At 69.8% G+C, this 25488-nt stretch carries 24 protein-coding genes; 11 read left to right on the top strand and 13 right to left on the bottom strand.

Translation table 11 applies throughout. The features are described 5' to 3' along the window. The 3 genes from AB4Y74_RS10835 to AB4Y74_RS10825 are packed head-to-tail and all read left to right on the top strand — an operon-like array spanning nt 1 to nt 5513. Complete coding sequence (locus AB4Y74_RS10835; protein WP_441799091.1) at nt 1-507, top strand: hypothetical protein; 507 nt, start codon at nt 1-3, stop codon at nt 505-507. Beyond that, nucleotides 504-1649 (top strand): hypothetical protein, encoded by a 1146-nt coding sequence (locus tag AB4Y74_RS10830; RefSeq protein ID WP_441799090.1) that lies wholly within the window; start codon nt 504-506, stop codon nt 1647-1649. Before AB4Y74_RS10835 ends, AB4Y74_RS10830 begins: the two co-directional genes overlap by 4 nt. A 15-nt stretch (nt 1650-1664) precedes the next feature. Beyond that, complete coding sequence (locus AB4Y74_RS10825) at nt 1665-5513, top strand: YcbK family protein (protein WP_441799089.1); 3849 nt, start codon at nt 1665-1667, stop codon at nt 5511-5513. Between the two features lie 9 nt (nt 5514-5522). Here the strand turns inward: AB4Y74_RS10825 and AB4Y74_RS10820 are convergent, their stop codons facing one another. Both AB4Y74_RS10820 and AB4Y74_RS10815 read right to left on the bottom strand, forming a co-directional pair. Continuing rightward, complete coding sequence (locus AB4Y74_RS10820) at nt 5523-6365, bottom strand: SDR family oxidoreductase (protein ID WP_441799088.1); 843 nt, start codon at nt 6363-6365, stop codon at nt 5523-5525. 46 nt (nt 6366-6411) lie between these two features. Further along, the gene (locus tag AB4Y74_RS10815; RefSeq protein WP_441799087.1) at nt 6412-6951 is read right to left on the bottom strand and encodes a sugar O-acetyltransferase; all 540 of its coding nucleotides are present in this window, start codon (nt 6949-6951) and stop codon (nt 6412-6414) included. A 65-nt stretch (nt 6952-7016) separates the two neighbouring features. Here AB4Y74_RS10815 and AB4Y74_RS10810 point away from each other — a divergent pair, with 65 nt between their 5' ends. After that, the gene (locus tag AB4Y74_RS10810; protein ID WP_441799086.1) at nt 7017-7478 is read left to right on the top strand and encodes a phage tail protein; all 462 of its coding nucleotides are present in this window, start codon (nt 7017-7019) and stop codon (nt 7476-7478) included. Between the two features lie 38 nt (nt 7479-7516). Here AB4Y74_RS10810 and AB4Y74_RS10805 read toward each other — a convergent pair whose 3' ends face one another. From AB4Y74_RS10805 to AB4Y74_RS10780, 6 genes are all read right to left on the bottom strand, one after another. After that, nucleotides 7517-7828, bottom strand: a complete 312-nt coding sequence (locus AB4Y74_RS10805) for a hypothetical protein (protein ID WP_441799085.1) — start codon at nt 7826-7828, stop codon at nt 7517-7519. Next, on the bottom strand, nt 7825-8139 hold the full coding sequence (locus AB4Y74_RS10800; RefSeq protein ID WP_441799084.1) for an AbrB/MazE/SpoVT family DNA-binding domain-containing protein: 315 nt from the start codon (nt 8137-8139) through the stop codon (nt 7825-7827). The genes AB4Y74_RS10805 and AB4Y74_RS10800 overlap by 4 nt, the downstream gene beginning before the upstream one ends. Before the next feature lie 44 nt (nt 8140-8183). Next, on the bottom strand, nt 8184-8840 hold the full coding sequence (locus AB4Y74_RS10795) for an alpha/beta hydrolase family protein (protein WP_441799083.1): 657 nt from the start codon (nt 8838-8840) through the stop codon (nt 8184-8186). Between the two features lie 335 nt (nt 8841-9175). Continuing rightward, nucleotides 9176-9871: an MgtC/SapB family protein gene (locus AB4Y74_RS10790; protein ID WP_441799082.1), complete on the bottom strand. Its 696-nt coding sequence runs from the start codon at nt 9869-9871 to the stop codon at nt 9176-9178. Between the two features lie 60 nt (nt 9872-9931). Continuing rightward, the gene (locus AB4Y74_RS10785) at nt 9932-11332 is read right to left on the bottom strand and encodes an MFS transporter (RefSeq protein ID WP_441799081.1); all 1401 of its coding nucleotides are present in this window, start codon (nt 11330-11332) and stop codon (nt 9932-9934) included. Nucleotides 11333-11371: 39 nt separating this feature from the next. Beyond that, nucleotides 11372-11617, bottom strand: coding sequence for a hypothetical protein (locus tag AB4Y74_RS10780; protein WP_441799080.1), 246 nt, complete (start codon nt 11615-11617; stop codon nt 11372-11374). Between the two features lie 84 nt (nt 11618-11701). Between AB4Y74_RS10780 and AB4Y74_RS10775 the strand changes: the two genes are divergently transcribed. After that, entirely contained in the window at nt 11702-12079 is a 378-nt protein-coding gene (locus tag AB4Y74_RS10775) for a DUF7882 family protein (RefSeq protein WP_441799079.1), read from the top strand. 1 nt (nt 12080) lies between these two features. Then, on the top strand, nt 12081-12404 hold the full coding sequence (locus AB4Y74_RS10770) for a DUF7882 family protein (RefSeq protein ID WP_441799078.1): 324 nt from the start codon (nt 12081-12083) through the stop codon (nt 12402-12404). Between the two features lie 11 nt (nt 12405-12415). Here AB4Y74_RS10770 and AB4Y74_RS10765 read toward each other — a convergent pair whose 3' ends face one another. The 4 genes from AB4Y74_RS10765 to AB4Y74_RS10750 are packed head-to-tail and all read right to left on the bottom strand — an operon-like array spanning nt 12416 to nt 17503. Continuing rightward, complete coding sequence (locus tag AB4Y74_RS10765; protein ID WP_441799077.1) at nt 12416-13351, bottom strand: NADP-dependent oxidoreductase; 936 nt, start codon at nt 13349-13351, stop codon at nt 12416-12418. A gap of 34 nt (nt 13352-13385) precedes the next feature. Beyond that, nucleotides 13386-14507, bottom strand: a complete 1122-nt coding sequence (locus tag AB4Y74_RS10760) for an NYN domain-containing protein (RefSeq protein WP_441799076.1) — start codon at nt 14505-14507, stop codon at nt 13386-13388. 44 nt (nt 14508-14551) lie between these two features. Further along, a complete protein-coding gene (locus AB4Y74_RS10755; protein ID WP_441799075.1) occupies nt 14552-15988 on the bottom strand; it encodes an aspartate aminotransferase family protein in 1437 nt (478 codons plus the stop codon). Nucleotides 15989-16003: 15 nt separating this feature from the next. Further along, nucleotides 16004-17503, bottom strand: coding sequence for a CoA-acylating methylmalonate-semialdehyde dehydrogenase (locus AB4Y74_RS10750; RefSeq protein ID WP_441799074.1), 1500 nt, complete (start codon nt 17501-17503; stop codon nt 16004-16006). A 93-nt stretch (nt 17504-17596) separates the two neighbouring features. Here AB4Y74_RS10750 and AB4Y74_RS10745 point away from each other — a divergent pair, with 93 nt between their 5' ends. Continuing rightward, entirely contained in the window at nt 17597-19288 is a 1692-nt protein-coding gene (locus AB4Y74_RS10745) for a PucR family transcriptional regulator (protein ID WP_441799073.1), read from the top strand. Nucleotides 19289-19324: 36 nt separating this feature from the next. Here the strand turns inward: AB4Y74_RS10745 and AB4Y74_RS10740 are convergent, their stop codons facing one another. Then, nucleotides 19325-20740, bottom strand: coding sequence for an NAD(P)/FAD-dependent oxidoreductase (locus AB4Y74_RS10740; protein WP_441799072.1), 1416 nt, complete (start codon nt 20738-20740; stop codon nt 19325-19327). Between the two features lie 159 nt (nt 20741-20899). On the opposite strand from AB4Y74_RS10740, the gene AB4Y74_RS10735 reads away from it, so the two are divergent. The 4 genes from AB4Y74_RS10735 to AB4Y74_RS10720 all read left to right on the top strand — a co-directional run bounded on the left by AB4Y74_RS10735 (nt 20900) and on the right by AB4Y74_RS10720 (nt 25423). Beyond that, complete coding sequence (locus tag AB4Y74_RS10735) at nt 20900-21931, top strand: LacI family DNA-binding transcriptional regulator (protein WP_441799071.1); 1032 nt, start codon at nt 20900-20902, stop codon at nt 21929-21931. Between the two features lie 271 nt (nt 21932-22202). Further along, nucleotides 22203-23507 carry an ABC transporter substrate-binding protein gene (locus AB4Y74_RS10730; RefSeq protein WP_441799070.1) on the top strand — a complete coding sequence of 435 codons (1305 nt, stop codon included), beginning with the start codon at nt 22203-22205 and terminating at the stop codon, nt 23505-23507. A 97-nt stretch (nt 23508-23604) separates the two neighbouring features. Next, complete coding sequence (locus tag AB4Y74_RS10725; protein WP_441799069.1) at nt 23605-24591, top strand: carbohydrate ABC transporter permease; 987 nt, start codon at nt 23605-23607, stop codon at nt 24589-24591. After that, nucleotides 24584-25423 (top strand): carbohydrate ABC transporter permease, encoded by an 840-nt coding sequence (locus tag AB4Y74_RS10720; protein WP_441799068.1) that lies wholly within the window; start codon nt 24584-24586, stop codon nt 25421-25423. The genes AB4Y74_RS10725 and AB4Y74_RS10720 overlap by 8 nt, the downstream gene beginning before the upstream one ends. Nucleotides 25424-25488: the final 65 nt, after the last annotated feature.

Genomic DNA, 25488 nt, shown 5'->3' with positions numbered 1-25488 from the left:
ATGGCCCAGTCAGCTCCCCCGGGAGGATCCTCGGGGCGCACCAACACCACGCAGCGGCTGGAGGCGATGGAGCAGCTGATCGCGATCGAGACCGCTCGGCTCGCCGAGGAGCGCGAGGCCCTGCGCGAGCAGTACGACAAGCTGCGCAGCGAGCAGTCCCAGCTGCGCCGTGACTACGAGGACCGCCAGCGCGACCTCTACCTGGTCAGCGGGCTGGATGCGATCAGCACCGTGCTGGAGAACGGCTTCGAGCAGGTGATCGGCCAGCTGCAACCGCTGACCGAATTCCGGCCGCCGAACGGCGACGTGCCGCTCCCCATCCCCACCGCCTACCGGTTCGTGAAGCTGCAGGCGACGCAGGAGCGGATCGGCGCGGATACGTACCAGGTTCCGCTCGGCGAGTACGACGTCGGATTCCTCAACGACCCGCGCGGCCAGGACGAGACCACCGGCAGCGCGGGAACGACCGGCGCCGCCGGCTATACGCAGGAGGGAATGCCATCATGATCCCGCAGCTCGCCAACCGACTGCTGTCACCACCCACCGGCCCCGGAACGGTTCTCCCGATCGCCAATGCCGCCGACGCCGCGTCCGCGGTCCTCAAGGCAGACCCGCTCGACCTGGTGCTCTACATGGAGCAAGCCTGGGACAGCGCCGACGTGTGGGCGCCGAACGGCGTGCGGGCAGGCCCCGCCCGCTCCGCGCTGTTCGCCACCGGCCTGTTCGCCGGCTATCTGCCGGTGCCCGGTCCCGCCTGGGACCACTTCCTCGCCTCCTACACCCTCGAGAACACCCGGATGGTTCAGATCTTCGCGCGGGTGGTGAAGGAGTACCGCACGGGCGAGAGCCTCGGCGTGCCCTCGGTCGCGACCCAGCGGTGGCTCGACACGACCGAGGCGCTGCTGCTCGGCGCGTGGAACCCCGTCCCGCTATGGCTGAGCACGAGCGCGGTGCGGCCCGATGCCGAGTCGGTTCGGCGCAACGCGTACTGGCGGATGTTCGGGATGGACCTCTCGTTCGGGATGGACGACAACCGTCCCGCGAGCTTCGCCCGCGCCACCGCGGCGAACACGACGTTCGTGCGGCTGTTCGAGGAGCTGCTGTACGAGGTCTGGCAGGCCATGGTGAACCTGCGCAACGTCGCCGGCGTCAACTCCGCCGACAACGACCGCATCTTCGCGATCACGCAGGAGCTGAAGTACATCCTCCGCTCGCGGCGGCAGAACGCGGTGCTGGCCCGGGAGGAACTGGCGGCGGCGACCGTCCTCGGCTGGCTCCGGCTCACCCTCGATTCCAACACCTCCGTCGTCACGGATCTGAAGGCGCAGGCCACCAGTGGCGGCGACCGGCTGCGGCTCGTCGGCGAGCGGGTGGGCCTGGCGGCGCACTCCAAGTCGACCTCCCTGATCACGATGGCGGAGGACCTGTCGATCTTGATGCGGACCATCGAGGCCGACATCGTGACCGGCCCTGACTACGCGTGGGTGCTGTACGACACCGTCGCGCCCGGGCCGTCCCCGGTGCAGCCGCTCGGCTCGTACACGCGCCGGGTCATCACCGAGTGGTCGTCGGCGGCCGGGCGCGACCTCAAGGCGCGCAAGTCGCCGGTCGACACCCAGCAGCGGCGCCCGGCGGCGCTCGCACGCTGAACGGGAGGTGGACTCATGTCGCTGACGTACGGCGAGCAGCCGGTGCCGGGAGGATTCGAGTCGCCGTTCGAGGTGGCGCCGGGCGAGGCGTTCACGCTCACGGAGGGGTTCGGTGAGGAGGCGTTCGCGGAAGCAGAGGCGTTCGCGGAAGCAGAGGCGTTCGCGGAGGGGGAGTCGTTCGGTCGGGGCGAGGCGTTCGGCCTCGGCGAGGGCTTCACGCTGGAGGGCCCGGCGATGGAGAGCGAGACGTTCCCATCCGGTCTCGTGCTGGCGGAGACCACCGGCGCGATCGGGCCCGGGCAGGAGCATTGGGACCCCAACAACGCAGGCCTCCCGCTGCTGTCGACGGGCGCGTCGGTGCGCGCGCAGAAGGTCTCCGCGAACTTCTCCGTCGGCGAGCTCGTGCGCAGCGGTGGAAAATACGCCGATCCCGCACGCATCTCCCCGAAACTCGTCGATCTGCTGCAGCGCATCCGCGACCGCGCCGGGAAAGGCGTCCGAATCACCTCCGGCTACCGCTCGTGGAAGCGGAACGGCCTGGTCTACAAGGGCTACGGCAAGCCGCCGACGCTCAGCAGGCACTGCTCCGGCCAGGCGGCCGACATCGAGATCGCGGGTTACACGGGCATGCAGATCGCCAAGCTGGCCATCGATGTCTGGGGACCGACGATCGGTGTAGGGATCGGCGGGAACTACGCGCACGTCGACGTCCGCCCGACGTGGGGGCGGTGGACCTACCTGAAGGGCGACGCCAACAGGCGCGCGATCGCCGAGATCGATGCCTACCGGAAGGCGAAGAAGGCGGGGGGGCCGGTGCCCGTGCCGCCGCAGCACAAGGCCACCCAGCCGCCGATCCAGATCCCCATCATCATGGGGACGACCGGGGGAGGCTCACTCGTCGTACAGCGTTCGCCGCTGCTCGCCTCGCACCGCGGGACGCATCCCGACCTCGTCGTCGGCTGGAACGCGATGAACTCACCGACCGCCGTCGACATCGTCGTGCACCTGCACGGCTACTCGGCCAGCGGCGCGGCCATGCGGCTCGACACCGAGAAGGCTCCGCTCAGCGGCCTCGACCTCGGCAGCCGCACGCGCCCGACGGTGACCGTGCTGCCGCGCGGCGACTTCTTCGGCGGCGCCACCGGACGCGGCTACGACTTCCCGGCGCTCACCGGACCCGGTCGGCTCGATGCGCTGATCGCGTCGGCCCTGGCAGCGTTCACGGCGAAGACGGGGATCAGCGCTCCGCGCGGGCGGCTCATCCTGACGGCGCACTCCGGCGGGGGCAAGGCGATGCTCGCCATCCTGGGCAGCAGCGACCCCGACGAGGTCTTCGTCTTCGACGCGCTGTACCAGCCGTCGACAATGCTGTCGGCGTGGATGGAGCGGCGCATCGCCCAGCACCTCGCCTCGCCGTCGTCGCCGGCTCCGGCGATGCGTGTGATCTACCGGGCGGACGGCAAGCGGTCGACCCAACCGTCGAGCGAGGCGCTGGCGCGGCGGCTGGCCGCGCTTCCTGCGGCGGCCGGGCTGCGCGACCGGTTCCGCGTGGAGCGGACCACCGAAGTCCACATGACGATCCCGAAGCGGTACGGCGGCGCACTGCTCGGGGATGCCGGTACGAGCCTGACCGGAACCACCGCGTCCGGCGTGACGCAGGGAGAGGCGGAGGCGTTCACGGTCGGAGAGTCGTTCACCCTGCCGGAAGCATTGGCGTGGGACTCGTACGAGGGCGAGCTGCCGTGGACGGAGAGCGAAGGCGAGGGGTACGGCGAAGGCGAGACCCTCGACGAGGGTGAGGCCTTCGGCGAGGCGCAAGGGTTCGACGAGGGCGAAGGGTTCGACGAGGGCGAGGGGCTCGACGAGGGCGAACGGTTCGACGAGGGCGAAGGATTCGACCAGGCCGAAGGGTTCGACGAGGCTGAAGGATTTGACGAGGCCGAGCGATACGACGAAGGCGAGACCCTGGACGAGAGCGAGGTGTTCGGCGAGGCGCAGGGTTTCGATGAGGGCGAGGGGTTCGACGAGGGCGAAGGGTATGGCGAACTGCCGGAAGCTGAGGGCTTCGAACCGGAGGCGCGGGACATGGAGTCTTTCGACACCAAGGGCTTCGACACCGAGGCCTTCGAACCCGAGTCCTTCGACCCCGAGGACTCTGCCCAGCGTTTCTCTCTCGAGTCGCTGGACACCGAGGTCGTCTCGCCCGCGCACCTGGTCGCGGAGGAGTTCGAGGACGAGGAGGGCGAGGTCGTCTCTGGCGTCACCTTTCCGTCGGGCCTGACCCTGTCACGGGCCCCCGCATCCATTGCGGCCGACCCCGGCTACGCCGACCCCAACGGGACCGGCGTGCCACTCGTCGCGACACCCGCATCCTCGCTCCGACTCAAGCTGGCGCCGAACTTCGTGGTGCGCGAGCTCGCTTCCTCGGGCGGCAGGTCGTCGCCGTATTCGCGCATCTCGCCCGAGCTCGTGCGGGTGCTGCAGGCGATCCGCTCGCGGCTGGGCCGGGCGGTGTACGTCGACTCCGGCTACCGGCGCTGGGCGCAGGCGATGGCGGTCGCGGAGGCTCGCGGCGGTCACCCGCGCAACACCCGTCACGCTTCCGGGCAGGCCGCGGACATCCGCGTCGTCGGGCTCACCGGGACGCAGCTCGCGCAGGTCGCCGTCGATGCGGTCGACGACGATCTTGGCATCGGCATCGGAAGCAACTACATCCACGTGGATGTGCGCGGCACCTGGAAGCTGTGGAGTTATGTCCCCGGCGCGGCCGGTGCCGCCGCGACCCAGCTCGTCCTGGCGTCGCATCTCGCCAAGAAGGGCAAGAAGAAGCCTGCACCGCAACCGAAGCCGCAACCGAAGCCCATCATCCCCACGACCGACGCCCGCTTCTCGGTGGTCAAGCCCGCCTTCCTCGCGGCGACCGACGCCCCCACACGCGCGGCGGTCCTGCAGCGCGGGCTCGCCTTCGCCGCGACCCACGTGCGGCAGGCGCGGAAGACCGTCGGCAGCCCCAGCAGCCAGACATCCCTCTCGCGCGCCCGGATCGCTCCCGAGACCGGTGTGGGCAGGAAGGGCAGCGACTTCCCGTTCCTCGACCCCAACCCGTTCGGCGGAAACGTCACCGACGACCGCTTCGACCAGGCGTACCGGGCGTGGGCCGAGAACCCGTCGAACTCGGTGGAGCCGTGGATGCTGATGGCGATCTGGGTGCGGGAGGGACTCACCACCACGCAGATCGGCCCGAGCATCGGCGGGACCACCGTCGCCGACGCTCGTTCGATCTGGAGGTCGACGTATTACTACGTCAACATGGGCATCGACCACTACGTCGCGAAGCTCCCGAAGAAGCCGGGCCAGGACAACCTGCTCGACGCGGCGCCGGGGTCGGGAGTGCGGCACGACAAAGTCTTCCGCGACGCGGTCGCGGCGCACGTGAAGGCGGGCCGACTCCCTCGGGACATCACGGGCGAGATCGACGCGGAACTCGCGATGACCGGGTCGGGGGGTGCCTTCGCCGCCGCGCCGACATCCCGCTTCTTCGTGCTGTCGCTCATGCTGATGGATGCGTTCTGGCGGGAGGTGCGTGCGGACAACGCCGCGGCCCCTGGCATCGCCGCGACTTCGCCGACCGCACTGGATCTGGACGGGCTCACCTACCTGAACTGGAACATGCCGCCCGAGTCGTTCCGCAAGTTCCGCACCCGCGACATGAGCCAGAACCCCGATCCGGACGGCACGATCCCGTCGCTTCCCGTCTGGGCGTTCCACCGCGAGGTGAAGAAGAGCCAGTTCGGGCAGACCCGCGCCAACGCCATCCGGCTGCAGCACACCATCCCCGTGTTCAAGGAGGTGTACGAAGGGTGACTGACGCGGTCAGCCGGTCACCCAGTGCGTCGTGACGGCCTGCACGTGAGCGCCGTCGAGGTCGCCGAGCTTGATGCCGGCGAACCGCCGTGCGGCGTCCGAGGTCTGCACGCGTGCAGGAGGGTTCTCCGCGGTCAGCACCTCGACGATCGCCTCGGCGACGCCCTCGGCGGTCTGCGCGTTGGCGGGGTCGAACGCGGCCGCCGTGCGCGCCAGGTACGCCCGCATCGCCCCCTCGTACGGTGTGCCGTATGCGGCCGGCGACTCCTCGATCCCGACGTTTGCGACGAACTCCGTCGACACCGCGCCGGGCTCGATGACAGTCGCGCGCACGCCCACGGTGGCGGCGACCGGGGTGAGTGACTCCATGAACCCTTCGACGGCGAACTTCGCCGCGCAGTACGCCTCGTTGAACGGCTGCCCGACAACGCCGCCCACGCTCGAGACGGCGAGGATGCGTCCGCGGCTCTCGCGCAGCAGCGGCATGGCCGCCTTGGTCACCGCGACAACCCCGAAGAAGTTGACTTCCATGACCGCGCGAACGTCGTCGACGGGCTCCAGCTCCACCGTGCCGAGGTGGCCGGCTCCGGCGTTGTTGAGCACAGCGTCCAACCGGCCGTAGGTCGAGCGGATGTGCGCCAGACAGCGCTCGATGGCGTCGGGGTCGGTCACGTCGAGAGGTTGCACGTCGAGGTCGACTCCGGCGCTCTGCGCTGCGGCGCGCAGGGCGTCCGATTTCGCGAGATCGCGCATGGTGGCGACCACGGTGAAGCCCGTGCGGGCGGCGGCGATCGCGGTCGCCAGGCCGATGCCCGTGGACGTTCCGGTCACGAGAAGAATGGATTCCGTCATGCGCTCATCCTCCCACCGCGACCGCGTTCACGGGCCCGCATCGCCCTCACCAGCTCCGGCGCACCTCCGCCTTCGGGCCGGCGACCAGGCTCTGCGGCGGTACGTCGTCGGCGACGATCGCGCCGGCGGCGATGACCGAGTCCCGGCCGATGGTCACGCCGGGCAGGATCGTCGCCCCAGCACCGATCCACACGTTCTCCTCGACGTCGATCGGGCCGCCGGTCAGCCAGAGCTTGCGGTCCTCGGTGTCCACCGGGTGGCCGACCGTGATGAAGGTGACGCGGGGCGCGACCATGACGCGCTCGGCCAGGCGGATGCCCGCGTAGTCCAGGAACGTGCAGTTCTGGTTGATGAAGACGCGCTCCGCTAGCTCCAGGTTGCGTCCGTGGTCGGTGAAGAACGGGGGATAGATGGTGACCCGGGGCGCCAGCGGGCGACCGAGGATTTGCGTGAACAGCTCGGCCTTGCCGGCGTCGTCGTCGAACGGCAGCGCGTTCAGGCGCGACGTGAGGGCCGTCACCTCCAGCACGCGCTCCGACATAGCCTGGAACTCGGGACTGTGGATGCGCATCAGCAGATCGGACACCCTCCGATCCTGGCACGGGCGCTCGCCGCGCTACGGTTGGTGCGAACCGCTCATCGGGAGGAACCATGCCGTACGTCGTCGACTTCGTGAACGTGTCCACTGAGGGACTGGAGTCGTCCCCTGTGGCCGACGCCCTCGCCGGCCTGCGCGCCAACGAGGCCCGGTACTTCCGCAACAAGTACGAGCACGTCTTCACGGTCGGGACCGCAGGAGAGGAAGTCGAGGCGGTCGAGCGGGTGGCCCGGGTGCTGAAGGAGGAGCGCGACATCGTCATCGTCTCCCCGGCCCTCGAAGCGACCCGGTTCGAGGTCGACGGGGTCGACTGGACGTACGTCTTCTACGAGTCGGGCCTGTCGATCAACCTGCTGTACACCGTCGCTGACAGCGGCAAGCGGGCGGTCGGCTTCAAGCTGTCGGACGGGATGGACGTGCCCGACGAGCTGTCCGCCTTCAAGTTCGCGCGCCAGAAGTCGCGGCTCGCGGGGACCATCCGCGGTTCCTACTTCGTCGTCAAGGGCGAGTACTGACCTTTCGCGCGAACTTCAGCCGCCGGCGGGCGCGCAGCTCAGGGGTTGCGGTAGACGCCGTGATCGCCCACGCGACGCCATCGGCAGTACAGCTCGCCGTCGATGGTGATGAGTTCGAACGTGGCGCGACCGTCCGGCGACGAGAACGACCACGTCATCTCGTAGATGCCGGGGGCGCCCCGCATGGATTTCACGCGCAGCGCTGCAGGCCATCCGCCGGTCGGGTTAGCGGCGAACGTGTCGCATGCGGGCGCGAACGCGATGCGGACGACGTCGCGGAAGGCGCGCTGGTGCTCGGACTTGAGGCGCTTGTAGTCGGTGTCGAACGCGGGCGTGGTCTGGAACTTCACCGTTCGGTGGAGGCCTGGTCGGCGAGCGCGTCCAGGGCAGAGAGGAAGTCGTCGGTGGACTGGTGACTGGTCATGTCACCCGCGGAGATGTGGGCATCCACCTCACGTTCACGCTGCTGCCACCGTTCGGTCCAGAACCATGCCTGGTCTGCGGGCACGGCAATGGTCGGACGAAGCTCGATCACGCCGTCTTCTCGCTCGGTGATCTCCATCTGAGTGCCGGCCGCGTCCAGGCCGAGCCTGCGGCGCAGTTCGGAGGGGAGGGCGACGAGCCCGCGCCCCTGGAGGGCGACGTAACCGTGATAACTCATATAGCTACTTTACCGTATCGCAGCATATCGGGAATGCAGAATCACTATTTTGCTGCCGCGACCTCGCGGACGAAGTCCGCGACGATCGTGATGATGAGTTCCCGCACGCCCGCAGCGCCCAGCGGTGAACCTTTGGCGACCTTCATGCCGTGATCCGCGCCGGGCACCTCGACCACGCGGATGCGGTCGTCTCCCGCAACCTCGCCGCGAACGTCAGCGGCGCTCCCGAACGCGTCCCTCCCGCCCTGGAGCACCAGCACGGGGACGGTCGGCTCCCGCAGCTCGCCCAGCCGTGACTTGTCGGGGCGGCCGGGCGGGTGCAGCGGGAAGGCCAGGCACACCACCGCGGCGGCCCCTGTGGTCGCAGCGGTGCGGCAGGCGACGCGGGCGCCGGCGCTGCGACCGCCGACGATCAGCGGCAGGTCGCCCGCCAGGGCGCGGACGCGGGGCGCGGTCTCCGTCCACGCCACGTCCAGCGTCTCGGGACGCGCGGCGACGCGCTTGCCCGCGACGCGCCACGGCTGCTCGTAGCGCACCACGGTGATCCCCGACTCCGGCAGCCGCCCGGCGAGCACGGCCAGATCGACCGCGTCGATGCCTCCACCGGCTCCGTGGCCGACCCACAGCACGGCGGTGGGATCCGCGGCCTCGGCGACCGTCAGCCTCCCAGGCCCGACCGAGGTGGGGACGTCCTCCAGCATGCGGTCCACGCTAGCGGCTCAGGGCGCGCGGCGACGAAGATCGGCTGGGCTCTTGCTTCGGTGGACGCCCGGGCGGACCATGGATAGGGGAGCGGGCGTCACAGGTCGGATGGGGATGATCGTATGGTCGCGAACGCACAGTTGTGCGCGGTGTGCGGAGCACCGATCTCCGCGGAGCGGAGACTGGCGCCGACGGCGAGCGGGGCGTGGGCGGTGGTCTCAGTGCCGGTGGGTTGCACGAATCCGCTGTGCCCGAACTCGTCCACACGGGACCGGACGGCCCCGCCCGGCGGAGCGACGCTGGTGGCCTGAGCGGGGCCCACCCAGCAGGACCCTCACTCCAATCGGCGGTCCGCGCGGACCGTGGTGACACCGTCCACCGCCGCCAGCTGGGCGATCAGACGCTGAGTGTCGGCCGCCCTCCCGCGCACATGGACGCGGAGCTGCATCCCCTCGGTCCCGTCCGTACCCGTGCCGTGCCGGATGTCGTCGATGCTCGTCCGCGCGCCGGTGTCGGCGCACACATCGAAAAGGCGGGCGAGCGTGTCACCGTTTCTCGTCGCCTCCACCGTGAGGGTGGTTCCGGTGGTGCGGCGGAGCACCCGCTCGGCGGTGGGGAGCGTGCCGACCGTCACCAGATGCAGGGCGGCACCGGCGAGCGCGAGCACGGGCAGTCCGGCGCCGCAGGCCATTCCGATGGCCGCCGTCACCCAGATGGATGCTGCCGTGGTGAGCCCGACGACGTTTCCGCGGTTCACGAAGATCACACCGGCACCGAGGAAGCCGATCCCCGTGACGACCTGGGCGGCGATCCGGGATGGGTCGGTCACCGGGAAGCCGAGCGCGGCGAAGCCGTACGCCGAGACGAGCGTGAACAGGGCCGAGCCGAGGCCGACGAGGATGTGCGTGCGCAGCCCGGCGCTCTTCAGCCGCCGCTCGCGTTCCACGCCGATGACCGCGCTGAGCGCGAAAGCGAGGAGCAGCAGCAGGAGCTGCGTCACCAGTTCCGTCCCGCCCAGCCACAGCGTCATGCTCGGAGTCTAGGATTCGCGAGGGTCGCCCCGCACCGCTGACTTTCGGCGGGCGACGCGCTAAGCCTCGGCCCGCGTCGTCTCGCGGCCGCCGCGCGGCCGCACGAAGACCAGTAGGGCCAGGTGCACGACCGCCAGCGCCGTCGCGACGCCGACGGCGGTCAGCCAGCTGCTCGCCGTCGTTCCTCCGGTGAACAGCAGCCCGAGCACGGTCGTCGCGACGATCGCGCCGACGTAGCGCGAGGTCTGGAAGATGCCAGCGGCGACGCCGCTGTCCTCCGGCCGGGCCGACGAGTAGAGCGCCTGATTCATCCCGATGCTGACCACGCAGTAGGGGATGCCGAGGGTGGCCGTCAGCAGGAGCACCGCCCACGGCGCCGTCGTCACGGCACCGAACGCCAGCAGCCCGGCACCGATGACCAGGGCCACGGCGCCGGTGATGAGCGTCGGGCGCAACCCGACGGACTCGATCGCCCGCGCCGCGAGCGGAGTCACGACGATCGTGACGGCCGCGAGCGGGAACATCAGCAACCCGGCGACGCCGGCCGAGTACCCGCCGTACGTCTGCAGGTACTGAGGGAGCCCGAAGAACGCCGAGTAGTAGACCACGTTGAAGATCGCGAAGGTGAGGTACACCAGCAGGAGCCGGCGGTTCGCCGCGAGCAGGCGCAGGTCGAGAAAGGGGTGCGATGTCCGCAGCTCGCGCCACACGAACAGTCCGGCGGCGACAACGCACACCGGCAGCAACCACCACAGCGGCCGGGGGTGCAGGTCGAGCAGGAACACCAGCAGCGACGTCAGCGTGGCGATGAAGAGCACGATGCCGGGGATGTCCGACTCGGCCAGGGTGCGGCCCAGCGGGGTCCGTTCCCGTTCGGCGTCGCGCGGCGCGTACAGCCAGACGCCGACGAACGTGAGGATCGCCAGGGGAACGTTGACCCAGAAGATCGACTGCCAGCCGAGGAACGTGACGAGCGCGCCGCCGAGCACCGGCCCGATCGCGGCGCCGGACGTGTTGGCGATCTGGATGCGCCCGAGGAGTCGCGGGGTGCCGACGCCCGAACTCGCCGCCAGCGGCCGCAGCATCGCGATGGCCGAAGGGAACGCCGTCGCCGTTCCGATCGCGAGGGCGACCCGGCCGATGCATACGCCCACAAACGAACTCGAGAGCGGAGTCAGCGCACAGGCCAGCGCGACCACCACCATCCCGAACAGGAAGAGCCGGCGTGGGCCGAACCGGTCGGCGAGCCGGCCCATGAGCGGCTGCCCTGCGGCGGAAGCCAGGTAGAAGGACGTGATCACCCAGGTGACCGTGGTCACATCCACATCGAAGTCGCGCTGCAGCGACACCAGGGCCACCGCGATCATCGACGAGTTGAGCGGGTTGAGGAGCGTGCCGAGGCTGAGGGCGGCGACGGCCGGACCCGTGCGGGCGCGGGCGGGGTCAGCGGGAGGCGTCACTCCGTCCACGCTACTCGCCGGCGTGCGGCGCACTCGGCGTCAGTCGGCGAGGTCCTGCGTCGTGACCGGGATGGTCGAACGGTAGGGGTAGGCCGGCATCGAGGAGTACTCCTCCTCGTCCGCCAGCTCGTACACGTCGTAGGCGAGAGCGCCGGCGAACGTGGTGGCGACGCGGATCTCACCCGGCGGGCATCCGCCGATCAGAGGCACGACCACGACGCTGTCGAGGGTCCGGCCGTCCTCGTAGAGGAGGGCCGCTTTGATGGTTCGCGTAAGAGCGTCCATGACCGGACTTTACGGCTGTTCGGGAGAACCGTCCTTGACGGCGCGCGGCTGTTTGGAGAAAGTGATGTCAGCGGAGGGAGCCGAGTGGGAACCTTGATCTACGACGGTTCGGACGGATTCACGTTCGACGACCGGGTGCTCGTCCACCTGCAGGCGGTCATCCAGACGAAGCTGCGGCGACGGGAGGGCTTCCTGCTGATCTGGACGGATCGTACCGCCGGCCCGGTCGGTGTCCTCCGGTCGATCTGGCTCGACCCCGCGATCTCCGTGCAGTTCGTGTTCGCCGGGCAGGAGCTGCCGGACCTGAACCGCGACTGGCTCACCATCCTGGCCGAACGCGCGAACGGGAACTCCGGGTTGATGCTCGAGGACGCGTTGCGAGCGGAGATCCGCGAAGAGGTGCCGCCGGGCAGCTACCGGGCGAGCAGGGCCAAGCCGGGAAAGCGTCGCGAGGAGGAGTGACGTGGGACGACTCATCTACGGGAACGCCCCCCAGGAGTACGAGTTCGACGACCGGACCCTGTCGCACGTCAAGATCGCGATCGTGACGAAGCTGCGACGGCACGAGAGTTTCCTGCTCAACTGGCAGATCCCGGCCGAGCATGGCGGCGGCCGCATCAGCCTCTGGATCAGTCGCGAGGTGCCGTTGGCCTTCGTGTTCGACGACAGCACGCCGCCGAAGCTCAACGAACGGTGGATGGAGGTGCTGCTGCAGTCGAGTCAGCGCACCGGCGGCATGGCCATCGTCTCCGAGGCGGAAGCCGAGACGTTTCTCACCAAGGGATAGCTCTTGCGCACCTAGGGCAGCAGGGCGAGTTTGCCGCCCGGGTGTCCCTCGGCCAGGAACGCCAATGCGTCCTGAGCCTCGGAGAGCGGGTAGGTGCGCGCGATGGGAACCTGCAGGCGTCCGCTCCCGGCGAGTTCGAGAAGCTGCGCACGGACCGAGTCGCGGAACGCCTGACTCTCCGGCTGCGCACCGAACACGGCGTGGAAGCCCTCCTTCTGCGCGCGTTGCGCGGCGACGATCGTGACGATGCGAGCCCGGTCGGGTACCAGCTCGAGCGACACGTCCACGGCTTCGTCCGTCCCGACGGTGTCGAGCGCGGCCGCGATCGGGCCCTGAGCCGCCTCGGCGACGCGTTCCGCGAGTCCGTCGCCGTACGCCACGGGCAGGCCGCCGAAGCGGCGCACCCGGGCGAAACTGCCCTCGCTCGCCGTGCCGATGACCCGGGCACCGAGCTCCGCGGCCTGCTGCAGGATGCTGACCCCGACCGCACCGGACGCGCCGTGGACCAGGATGGTGTCGCCCGCCCGCACATCCGTCACGGACAGCATCTGCGCGGCGGTCGTGCCGGCCAGGAGCAGGTTGGCGGCCTCCTCGTCGGAGAGTCGTGGAGGCTTGGCGAACACGTCCTTCGCCGGAACGGTGACCTCGGTCGCGTAGCCGCCCTGGATGCGGAAGGCGACGACGGGATCGCCGACGCGTCCGCCACCCGACGCGAGCTCGGTGTCCGGACCGATCGCCGCGATGACCCCGGCCACCTCGTACCCGATCGGCACAGGCAGTTCGAGACCCTCGCGCGGAGCGGACACATGCTTGTAATCGGCCGGATTGACGCCGGCGGCCGTGACCCGGATGGTGACCTCACCGTGCGCCGGTCGGGGAACATCCACCTCCGCGAACTCCCACGTCTCCGGTGATCCCCACTCCGTCGCCATCCACTGTCGTGCCATGAGCGCAGTCAACCCCCGTCGGCTGTGTGTGGGCTCAGTTCGCGGAGACGCCGTCGGTGGCGCGTCCGCTGTGCCGGACGCGGCGGGAGCGGGTGGGGGCGAGACGCAGCATCTGCGCGGTGGAGCTGTCGTCCAGTTCCACGAGGTCGCTGCGCGACTTGATGAAGTCGCTGAACGAGCGGAACCCGAGCGCCTTCTCACTGAACGACGGGTCCATACGCTTCATCTGGCCCTTGACGGTCGAGCTGTGCAGCCAGGTCGAGTCGTCCTTCTCGTGGCCGAGCTGCATGGCGCGGGCGAGCAGGCGCGTCGCGACGACCTGCGAGTCCTCCGGCTGCTCATCGGTGACATCGGAGTCGACGTCGGAGTCGGCCTCCGGCTCGGCAGGGGCCGCCCGCTTGCGTCCGCCGCGCCGCCTGGCGGGTTTCTCCGGCTCCGCAGCGGTCTCGCCTGCTGCGGGCTCGGTGTCGGCGGGCGCCGAGCTCTCGCCATCCGGGCTGTCGACCGTCGCGGCCGCCTGAGCGCCTGCGGCCGTCGCGGGCGACTCCGTCTCCTCCTCGTCGGCACCGTCCGCATCCGCGGCCTCGTCGCGGGCGATCCCCGGCAGGTCGTCGTAGCTCACGAACTCGTCGCAGGCCGCAGCCAGCGACTTCGCCGTCGAACCGGCCACGCCGATCCCGATGACGTAGCGGTTCAATCGCTTCACCCGCTGGGCCAGCGGGATGTAGTCCGAGTCGCCCGCGACGATCACCACATGGGTGAGCTCCGGGAGGCGGAACAGGTCTTCGACGGAGTCGACGGCGAGCCGGATGTCGGCGCCATTCTTGGCGTAGGCGGCTGCGGGGAAGAGCTGCACCAGGTCGACGGCGCGGCCGACCAGCTGACCGCGGTACTCCGCGTTCACCGCCAGCGACCAGTCGGCGTACGCGCGCGTCAGCACCAGCGTTCCGAACGACGAGGCGAAGTCGATCACGGCGCCCAGGTCGACCCGGGCCTCGGCCAGCTTCTCGGCGAAGGATGCTTTGGGCGCTGTCGAGTACGACTTGGGCCGGTCGCGCATGAAGGAGCCGCGACCGTGCACCTGGTCGTAGCGCGAGATGATGATGTTGTCGAAGTCGATGTAGACCGCGACACGGCCGTCCCCAGGTTCACTCATGCTGCCACGATATCCCGGGCCGGCCCCGCCTCGACCCAACACGGTCAGCCGCGCGTGTACCGATCCGCCACGTCGAGGGCCGCATCGATGGCCGCCAGCCCGCGCCGCAGCTCGTCTTCGGTGATCACCAGCGGCGGCGCGATGTGCACGCGGTTGAAGTGCGTGAACGGCCAGACCCCGGCCGCCTTGCACGCCGCGGCGACCTCCGCCATCGGCGCCGCATCCGGTACGGCGGCGTTGAACGGGACCAGCGGCTCGCGGGTCTCGCGGTCGCGCACCAGCTCCAGCGCCCAGAACAGCCCGCTCCCGCGGACCTCGCCGAGCGACGGGTGCCGATCGAGCCACGACCGCACCTCGGGCTCGACGACGCGCGCACCCAGGTCGCGCACGCGCTCCAGGATGCCGTCGCGCTCGAACACGTCGAAGGTCGCGACACCTGCGGCACAGGCGAGCGGGTGCCCGGAGTAGGTCAGGCCGCCCTGGAACGCGACGTCGTCGAAGAACGACGCGATCGCGTCGGAGATCACCACACCGCCGAGCGGAACGTAGCCCGAGTTCACACCCTTCGCGAAGGTGATGAGATCCGGGACGACATCGAACGCGTCCACCGCGAACCACTCGCCCACGCGGCCGAAGCCGACCATGACCTCGTCGGCGATGTAGACGATGCCGTACCTGTCGCACAGCGCGCGCACACCGGCGAGGTAGCCGGGCGGGGGGACGAGCACCCCGTTGGTGCCCACGATGGTCTCGGCGATGATGGCCGCCACCGTCGCCGCGCCCTCCAGCACGATCACGTTCTCGAGGTGCTCGAGTGCGCGCTGCGTCTCCTCCTCGGGAGTGGTCGAGTGAAAGGCAGAGCGGTAGGCGTACGGACCGAAGAAGTGAGCGACGGACGGATCGCTCGGCTCGTTCGCCCAGCGGCGCGGGTCGCCGGTCAACGCGATCGCGGTCGACGTGCCGCCGTGGTACGAACGGTACATCGAGAGCACCTTCTGACGGCCGGTCACCCGTCGCGCCAGGCGGACGGCGTACTCGTTCGCGTCAGCGCCGCCGTTCGTGAAGAAGACCTTGTTCAGTGTCCCGGGCGCGACCTCGGCGATGCGTCGCGCCAGCTCACCGCGGACGTCGTTCGCCATGGACGGTTGCACCGTGGTGAGGCGGCCCGCCTGCTGCTGGATCGCGGCGACCAGATCGGGGTGCTGGTGTCCGAGGTTGAGGTTGACGAGCTGCGAGCTGAAGTCGAGGTAGGCGTTGCCGTCGTAGTCCCAGAAGGTCGAGCCCTCTCCCGCGGCGATCGGCAGCGGGTCGATCTTCGCCTGCGCGCTCCAGGAGTGGAAGACGTGCGTGCGGTCGTCGCTGCGCACCTGGGTCTCTGCGGCCCTGTCGCCGAACGCATGCTCGACCCCGCGCCGGTCGACGTATCCGGTGCGCGAAGGGTGCTCCGCAGCCTGGGCAGCGGTGGGGATGGTGTCCGTCATGGTGTCCTCGCCTGATCAGGAGTTGCCGGGGAACGCGAGCTCGATGCGGGAGTGCACCGGGTCCGGCCAGCGCGTCGTGACGACCTTGCTGCGCGTGTAGAAGTGGAACGACTCCGGGCCGTAGATGTGGGCGTCGCCGAACAGCGAGTTCTTCCAGCCGCCGAAGGAGTAGGCGCCGACCGGGACGGGAATCGGCACGTTGATGCCGACCATTCCGACCTCGACCTCGAACTCGAAGCGCCTCGCCGCACCGCCGTCGCGCGTGAAGAGGGCGACGCCGTTGCCGTACTGATTGGCGTTGATCAGCTCCACCGCCTCCTCGTACGACTCGACGCGTACCACCGAGAGGACGGGCCCGAAGATCTCGTCGTCGTAGGCCTTCATCCCCGGCTTCACGTTGTCGAGCAGGCTGACGCCGACGAAGAAGCCGTCGCCGTCGAAGGAGCGCTGCGTGCCGTCCGCGACGACCGTCGCCCCCTCGGCTGCGGCGCCGGTGACGTACGAGGCGACCTTGTCGCGGTGCTCCCGGGTGATCAGCGGGCCCATCTCGCTGGCGTCGTCCGTGCCCGGTCCGATGCGCAGCGCGTCGAGGCGCGAATGGATGGCCGGCACCAGCAGGTCGCCCACGTCGCCGACCGCGACCACGACGCTGACCGCCATGCAGCGCTCGCCGGCGGATCCGTATGCTGCCGAGACCGCGGCGTCCGCGGCGGCGTCGATGTCCGCATCCTCCAGAACGACCATGTGGTTCTTCGCGCCGCCCAGGGCCTGCACGCGCTTGCCCGTGGCGGCCGCCCGCTGGTAGATCGAGCGTGCGATCGGAGTGGAGCCGACGAAGCTGACCGCGGCGACATCGGGGGAGTCGAGGATCGTGTCCACCGCCTCCTTGTCGCCGTGCACCACATTCAGCACGCCGTCGGGAAGCCCCGCCTCGCGGAACAGCTTCGCCAGGAAGACGGACGCGCTCGGGTCCTTCTCGCTCGGCTTCAGGACGACCGTGTTGCCGCACGCGATCGCGCTCGCGACCATCCACAACGGCACCATGACCGGGAAGTTGAACGGGGTGATGCAGCCGACCACGCCGACCGGCTGCTTGACGCTGTGGACGTCGATGCCGGTGGAGACCTGCTCGCTGTACTCGCCCTTCAGCTTGTCGATGAGTCCAGCGGCGAACTCGACGTTCTCAAGCCCGCGGCCGATCTCGCCGGCGGCGTCGGAGAGCACCTTGCCGTGCTCGCTGGTGACGATCGCGGCCAGCTCGTCGCGGCGCTCGGTGAGCAGGTGGCGGAGACGGAAGAACACGTCGGCACGCTTGGTCAGGCTGGTCGCCCGCCAGGCGGGGAAGGCGGCCTTCGCCGCAGCGATCGCCGCGCGCGTCTGGTCGGCATCGGCCAGCGCGACCTCGTGCTGGCGCTCGCCGGTGGCCGGGTTGAACACGGGACCGGTGCGGTCAGGGCGTGCGGCCGTCTCGGCGGGGGCGTCCGCGCCGGCGATGAAGTGTCGGATCAGGGCCACGGGGGTCCTCCAGATGGATCGTGCCGGACGTTCTGCCCGGTGGTGACAGTAGGCTTGTCTCCCCATGATCACAGAGCGGAGGCACGATCAGCGATGCCAGATCGTCGGGACCCGGCAACGGGCCGAACAGTTCGTCCGGCGGCCGCGGTCCCACCGCGCGAGCCGCTGAACGCCGTGCTGCCCGGGGTGCTGCCCACGGTCCGCGAAGTGTTGCGGATGGAGCCGGTCGCCAGCGCCCTGCCGGAGGTGCTGACGGGCCGCGAACGGCTGGATGCGCCGGTCCGGTGGGTCCACGTGGCCGAGACGGCGGAGGCCGCCCGGCTCGGCTCCGGGGGAGAGCTGCTGCTGGCCACAGGAGTCGGATGGCCGTCCGACGATGCAGCCCTGCACCGGCTCGGCCGGGTGCTCGTCGAGGCCGACGTCGCCGGGCTCGTGCTCGAGCTCGGGCCACCCATGCCGGTCGCGCCGGTCGCCCTGGTCGACGAGTTCCGCGCCGCCGGGCTCCCATTCGCCGTACTCCACCGGGAGGCGCGCTTCGTCGCCATCACGGAGGCCGTGCACTCCCGCATCATCGCCGAGCAGATGGCGGCATTGCGGGCGCGGGACGACATCCACGCGCTCTTCACCGACCTCAGCCTGCGCGGAAGTCCCGCCGATTTCATCGTCGAGCAGGCCGCGCGGGTGCTGGGCTCGCCGGTCGTGCTGGAGGACACCAGCCACCGCGTCGTCGCGGCCGCCGGGCTCGACGCCGGACACCGAGCGGGCCAAGAGGTGGAGCTCGCCGGGTGGGAGCAGCGCTCGCGGGCGGCGCACCGCTCTGCTGACGGCAGCTGGACGATCGTGCCGGTCGAGGCGCGCGGGATGCGGTGGGGGCACCTCGTCGCGCTGCCCGGAGAGCCGCATCCCGCCGGCCGCTCCAACGTGCTCGAGCAGGCGGCCGTCGCGCTCGCGCTCAGCCGGCTTTCGGACCGCGACGAGGACGAGTGGACGCGGCGCAGCCACGACGCGCTGCTGTCCGCCCTGCTCGGCCGCCGGTTCGCGGGGGAGGGCGGCGTCACTGCGCGATTCGAGGCGGCGGGGTTCCCCCTGTCCGGGCGGGATGTGGCGGGCGCGGCGATCCGGCTGCGGTCGGGCACGCTTCCGGTCTCGGCGGCGCCGCGGGTGGTGGAGGCGGCGCGCACGGCAGGCGCGGACGCCGTCGCGGGGCGGCATCCCGAGCAGCCGGGCACGCTGGTCGTCGCGCTCTCCGCACGGCCGGGGCGACGGTTCGGCGACCCGCTGTTCGAGGCGATCGCCGAGGCCGCCGGTGCGGCGCGGCTCGACGACCCGGCGGCGGTGGTGGCGGTCGGATCGGACGCGCGCGGCATCACCGGGCTGCTGTCGTCGCTGGAGGAGGCGGTCGAGCTGGCGGCCGGCTCCGGCGGCCAGGGCGACGCCCGGCTGGGGCGGCGCACGCTCATCCAGCGGGTGCGGCACCGTCCGCTGCTCCGGCTGGTGAACGCCTTCGGGAGCGATCCGCGGATGCTGGAGCACACCGAGCAGATGCTGCGCCCGCTGATCGAGTACGACCTCGCGGCGGGCGGCGACCTGGTGGAGGTGCTCCGCGCCTACCTCAGCCACCCCGGCAATCGCACGCGCGCGGCGGCCGCCAGCCACCTGTCGCGCTCGGTCTTCTACCAGCGGATCGCGCTCATCGAGGAGCTGCTCGGCATGGACCTGGACGATGGCGAGACCGTCGCGGCGCTCCACGCCGCCGTCCTGGCCCGCGGGCGCACCTCCGGCTGACGCGCATCCATGGGTCGTCCGTGGATGCGTCCCGCCTCAGGAGTCGAAGCCGAGGCCGACCGCGTCCAACGTGCGCAAGAAGGCGTTGCGCCGACCGGCGCGGTGGTCCGACTGGTCGAGCGACCAGCGCGTCAGGTTGATGCCGATGGATGCGGCGGGCTCCGGGGGGAACGGGATCGGCCGCGTCCGGACCATCTCGAGTTCGGTGCGCTCCGTCGTGCGGCCGGCCAGCAGATCCAGCATCACCTTCGCGCCGAAGTGCGTCGCCGCCACGCCGAGCCCGGTGTAGCCGGCCGCGTACGCGACCCGGCCCTGGCGCGCCGAGCCGAAGAACGCGCAGAACCGGCTGCAGGTGTCGATCGCGCCGGCCCAGCGGTTCGTGAAGGTGAGACCCTCCAGTTGCGGGAACGTCGTGAAGAAGTGACTCGCCAGGCGGCCGAACGTCTCCGGCCGGTCCTCGTACGCTGAGCGCACGCGCCCGCCGTAGTGGTAGATCGCGTCATAACCGCCGAACAGGATGCGGTCGTCCGCTGTCAGCCGGTAGTAGTGGAACTGGTTGGCCGAGTCGCCGATGCCCTGCCGTCCCTCCCACCCGATCGCCGCCCGCTGGGATGCGCTGAGCGGCTCGGACATGAGCACGTAGTCGTAGACGGGGACGGTCGCGAGCCGGTTGCGCCGCAGCAGGCTGGGGAACACGTTCGTCGCGAGGGCGGTGTGCTTCGACCGGAGGGTGCCGGTCGGTGTCTCCAGCACGGTGCCGTCGCCGATGCTCTGGACCGGGGTGCGCTCGAAGATCTCCACCCCCGCGTCGACGCAGGCCCGGGCCAAGGCCCTGGCGAGCTTCACCGGGTGCACCAGGGCCGAATCCCGCCGCCGGAGCAGCCCCGCCTCGTAGGTGGGCGAGTTCACGAGCGCGCGCACGGCGTCGCGGTCGAGCAGGGTCGCATCCGGACCCTCCGCTTCGCGCAGGCCCTCGACCTGGTACTCCTCGGTGGCGACATCCAGGGCGCCGTTGCGCTCGAACTCGGCGTCCAGCCCGAGCTCGGAGACGATCGCCTCGATCTCGTCGAGGTTGCTCATCCCGAGCCGCTCGAGCTCATCGAACTCGCCGGGCCAGCGGGTACGGCCGTTGTCCTCGCCGTGCGTGAGGCTCGCCTCGCAGAACCCGCCGTTGCGGCCGGAGGCCGCCCAGCCGACACGCCGGGCTTCCAGCAGGACGACACGCGCGGACGGATCCTCGCGCTTCGCCAGCAGCGCCGTCCACAGTCCGGTGTAGCCGCCGCCGACGACGGCCAGGTCGCAACTCACGTCGCCGCGGAGCCGCGGGTAGTGGTCGCCGGGCGCGTCCTCCGTCCAGAACACCGCCTGCCTGCTGGGCGCGAGGGCGTGCCGCACGACCGAGTCGGCTGGTCGCTGGCGCTCGAACACAGTGCTGGTCCGGGAGGGGCTCACGCCGCCATTCTGCCGGACCGACCGTCGAGGGTTCGTCGCAAAAACGCGGCGGAGCCGTGCAATCCGTCCGGCCCCACGAGGACTCCGGCGGCGAATCCTGTGGATGCGGAGGACAGACGAGGAAGTATCGTTGGCCGCGCAGCAGGAAGGGAGGCGGCCGTGAGCAACGGAGCGGGTCGCGTGACCATCGCAGGGCTGGCCGACCGGCTGGGGCTCTCGAAGGCGTCGGTGTCGTACGCGCTCAATGGACGGCCCGGGGTGAGCGACGAGACCCGGGAGCGGGTGCTCGCGCTGGCGGAGCAGCTGGGATGGCACCCCAGCTCGTCGGCGCGCGCCCTGTCGAGGGCGCGGTCCGACACGATCGGCATCGTGCTGCGCCGCGATCCTGGCCTGCTCGGGGCGGAGCCGTACTACATGAGTCTGCTGGCAGGGGTCGAGAGCGAGCTGTCGGAGACCGGGCAGTCGCTGCTACTGCGGATGGTCGGGGCGGACGCCGGCCAGGAGGTCGCCGCCTACCGGCGCTGGAGCGCGGAAGCCCGCGTCGACGGCGTCATGCTGTTCGACCTCACCTTCGACGACCCCCGGCCGGCGCTGCTCGACGAGCTCGGGCTGGCGTTCGTGCTGCACGGCAATCGCGAGTCCATCGCGCCCGGGAAGGTGCTGCTGTATGACGCGCGCGCGGATGCCGGTCTGCTGGTCGAGCACCTCGCATCCCTCGGTCACCGTCGGGCGCTGCACATCGCCGGTCCGGCCGAGTTCGAGCACGAGCAGGACCGGCGGAACGCGGTCGATCGGCACGGCCGGGAGCACGGAATGGAATTCGTGTTCGCCGTCTCGGACTACTCCATGGAAGCGGGGGAGCGGATCGCCGCGGAGCTGGTGGGCGACGACCCGTCGATCACGGCGGTGCTGACCTCGAACGACCTCCTGGCCCTGGGCGCGCAGACCGCCCTGACCCACGCCGGGCGGGACGATGTCGCGATCGTCAGCTGGGACGACTCGCTGCTGTGCCGCCTCGGCACGCGGCCGGTCACGGCACTCGACCGCTACCCCGAGGAGCAGGGACGGCGCTCCACCCGCCTGCTGCTCGACCAGCTCGCCGGGACGCCCGCCTTCGACCGGCGCGCCCGGCCGAGCCGTCTCGTTCCGCGTGCCACCAGCCTGCGCGTCCCCGAACCCGCCGCTCGCTGACCGCCCCACCCGGCTCGCCGGGAGAGATTTGCGCCAAGTCGCGGTTCTGAGACGCTCATAACCGCGATTTGCGCCAAATCGCGGCCCCCGGACCGAGTCCGAAGCGTGACCTGGAACGGTCAGAACCGGGGGACGAGTCGGTATACCCTCGGACGAGGCGAAGTCAAGGATTGACACCTGAACCGGTTAAGTTAGGCTTCCCCTGGCGCCCCGCCGCTCGGTCCTCGCACCGGGACCGGCAGCGCCCCCATCAAGAGACGAAGGAGTCACAATGAGGAAACGCGCCATTTCCGTCGCGGCGGTCGCCGCAGCGGTAGCGCTCGTGGTCACGGGCTGCAGCAGCTCGGGATCCGGATCGTCGTCGAGCGGATCGACGCTGACGTACTGGGCCAGCAACCAGGGAACCAGCCTCGACAACGACAAGCAGGTCCTCACCCCGGTGCTGGACGAGTTCACCAAGCAGACCGGCGTCAAGGTCAAGCTCGAGGTCATCGGCTGGAACGACCTGCAGACCCGCATCCAGACCGCGGTCACGTCGGGCCAGGGCCCTGACGTGCTCAACATCGGCAACACCTGGGCCGCCTCGCTGCAGGCGACCGGCGCGTTCCTGCCGTACGACGACGCCAACATGAAGGCGATCGGCGGAAGCGACAAGTTCGTCAAGACGGCCCTCGAGACCGGTGGTGCTCCGGGCAAGCCCGTCACGAGCGTCCCGCTCTACGGTCTCGCCTACGGCCTGTACTACAACAAGGCGATGTTCACCGCCGCCGGGCTGCAGCCGCCCGCGACGTGGGAGGACCTGGTCGCCGACGCGAAGAAGCTCACCAACGGCACCCAGTACGGCTTCTCGCTCGCAGCGGGCAGCTACACGGAGAACGTCCACTTCGCGTTCATCAACTCGGCGCAGAACGGCGGCGAGTGGTTCGACAGCAAGGGCAACCCGACGTTCGTCAGCCAGGCGAACATCGACGGCATCAAGCGCTACCTCGACCTGATGCAGTCCGACAAGGTCGTCGCCACCTCGAACGCGCAGTACGACAACGGTGTCCAGGCGGTGAACGACTTCGCTACCGGCAAGGTCGCGATGATCCTCAGCCAGAACAACGCCGACGCGTCGATCGTGTCCAACGGCATGAAGAACGACCAGTACGGCGTGGTGCCCTTCCCGGCTCCGGCCGATGGCAAGAAGATCGCCAGCTTCGTCGCCGGCATCAACCTGTCGATCTTCAAGAACACGAAGAACAAGGATGCAGCGCTCAAGTTCGTCAAGTACATGACGAGCGAGGACGTCCAGTCGAAGCTCGGCAAGCCGTACGCCAGCCTGCCGGTTCTGAACGGTGCGAAGCCGACCTTCACGGACAACGCCGAAGAGGCCGCGACGTTCCAGAAGATCTACAACGACATGACGAAGCCGCTTCCCCTGGTGGCGGCCGAGGACCAGTTCGAGAACACCGTCGGTAAGGCGATGAACGACATGTTCGCCAAGATCGCCACCGGTGGAACGGTCTCGGACTCCGACATCAAGACCGCCCTGACCAACGCTCAGGACCAGGTCAAGCAGTCGATGGGCGGCTGACCCAGCCTGACCCGCGCTGCCGGGCGGGGCGTCGGGGCCGCAGCGATGCGGCCCGGCGTCCCGCCCGGCGGACATAGCCACACCCTCAAGGAGACCCATGTCGACGACGACAGACGTCCGCGGCCCGTCACGCACCGTGCCGGTTGACGCCCCACCGCCCAAGCCGAAGAAGCGCCCCCGCCCCAAGGGTTGGTGGCTGCCGTTCATCCTCCTCGGCCCGGCCATCATCTTCGAGCTGCTCATCCACGTCGTGCCGATGCTCACCGGCATCTGGATCAGCTTCCTCCAGCTCACCAAGTTCTACATCGCCAACTGGGGCGAGGCGCCGTTCGTCGGGCTGAAGAACTACGCCGTCGCCCTCGACTTCAGCGGCTCGGTCGGCGCAGGCCTGCTCCGGTCGTTCTTCGTGACCGTCGGCTTCACCATCCTGGTCGTCGGGCTCTCCTGGGCGCTCGGGATGGCCGCCGCGGTCGCCCTGCAGGGCCGGTTCCATGGGCGCGCGTTCTTCCGCACCCTGTTCCTCGTGCCTTACGCGCTGCCGCTGTACGCAGGCATCATCACCTGGAAGTTCATGTTCCAGAAGGACACGGGAGCGATCAACCACTTCCTGTTCGACAACCTCGGCCTCCCCGGCGACAAGCCGTTCTGGCTGATCGGCGGCAACGCCTTCTGGTCGATCGTCATCGTCGCGATCTGGCGTCTCTGGCCATTCGCCTTCCTGATGCTGATGGCCGGGCTCCAGTCGATCCCCGCCGAGGTCTACGAGGCCTCCGCCGTCGACGGCGCCAAGCCTCTGCGGCAGTGGCGGGCGATCACCCTGCCGATGCTGCGTCCCGTGAACTCGGTCCTGCTCCTGGTCATGTTCCTGTGGACGTTCAACGACTTCAACACACCGTTCGTCCTGTTCGGGAGTACCGCCCAACCACCGGGCGGAGACCTGATCTCGTTCCACATCTACAACGCCTCGTTCCTGACCTGGAACTTCGGCTCGGGTGCCGCGATGAGCGTCCTCCTGCTGCTGTTCCTGCTGCTCGTGACCGGCGCCTACCTTCTCGTCGTGAACCGGAGGAACCGCGATGCGTGAAACACGCTCATCCCATGTTTTCCGTTGGGTCGTCATCGCCTTCCTGACCGTCTTCACGGTCGTACCGCTCTACGTGATGGTCACGTCGTCGGTGAAGCCGCTGTCCGAAGTCCAGGCCGCCTTCACCTGGTGGCCGCAGAACATCACCTTCCAGCCGTTCATCGACATGTGGACGACCGTGCCGCTGGCGTCGTACTTCGTGAACAGCCTCATCGTGTCGAGTGCGGCGACGCTGATCTCGCTGGTGATCGCCGTCTTCGCCGCCTATGCGGTGTCGCGCTACCGGTTCAAGGGCCGCAACGTCTTCACCACCACGGTCCTGTCGACGCAGATGTTCCCCGGCGTGCTGTTCCTCCTGCCGCTGTTCCTCATCTTCGTGAACATCAACCAGGCGACCGGCATCCAGCTGGTCGGCACGCGCTGGGGCCTCATCATCACGTACTTCACGTTCGTGCTGCCGTTCTCCATCTGGATGCTCGCCGGCTACTTCGACGGCATCCCGCGCGACCTCGACGAGGCGGCGAAGGTGGATGGATCGGGCCCGATGGGTGCGCTCTGGCACGTCGTCCTCCCCGCGGCCCGTCCGGGTCTGATCGCTGTGGCGATCTACTCGTTCATGACCAGTTGGGGCGAGGTGCTGTTCGCCTCCGTGATGACGACGGACGAGAACAGGACCCTCGCGGTCGGCTTGCAGCTCTACTCGACGCAGACGAACGTGTACTGGAACCAGATCATGGCGGCGTCGCTGGTCGTGTCGCTCCCGATCGTGGTGGCGTTCCTGCTGCTGCAGCGCAACTTCGTCGCCGGGCTGACGGCCGGCGCGGTCAAGTAACCCGCAGCTCCGCCACGTGGCCGCCCGTTCCGCGCGGCTGCGTCACCTCGTTCTGCGCACCATCC

This window comes from Leifsonia sp. RAF41, assembly GCF_052114085.1.
Classification (GTDB): domain Bacteria; phylum Actinomycetota; class Actinomycetes; order Actinomycetales; family Microbacteriaceae; genus Leifsonia.
Note: the sequence above shows the minus strand (reverse complement) of the source record. Positions and strands in the feature narration are given on the sequence as shown.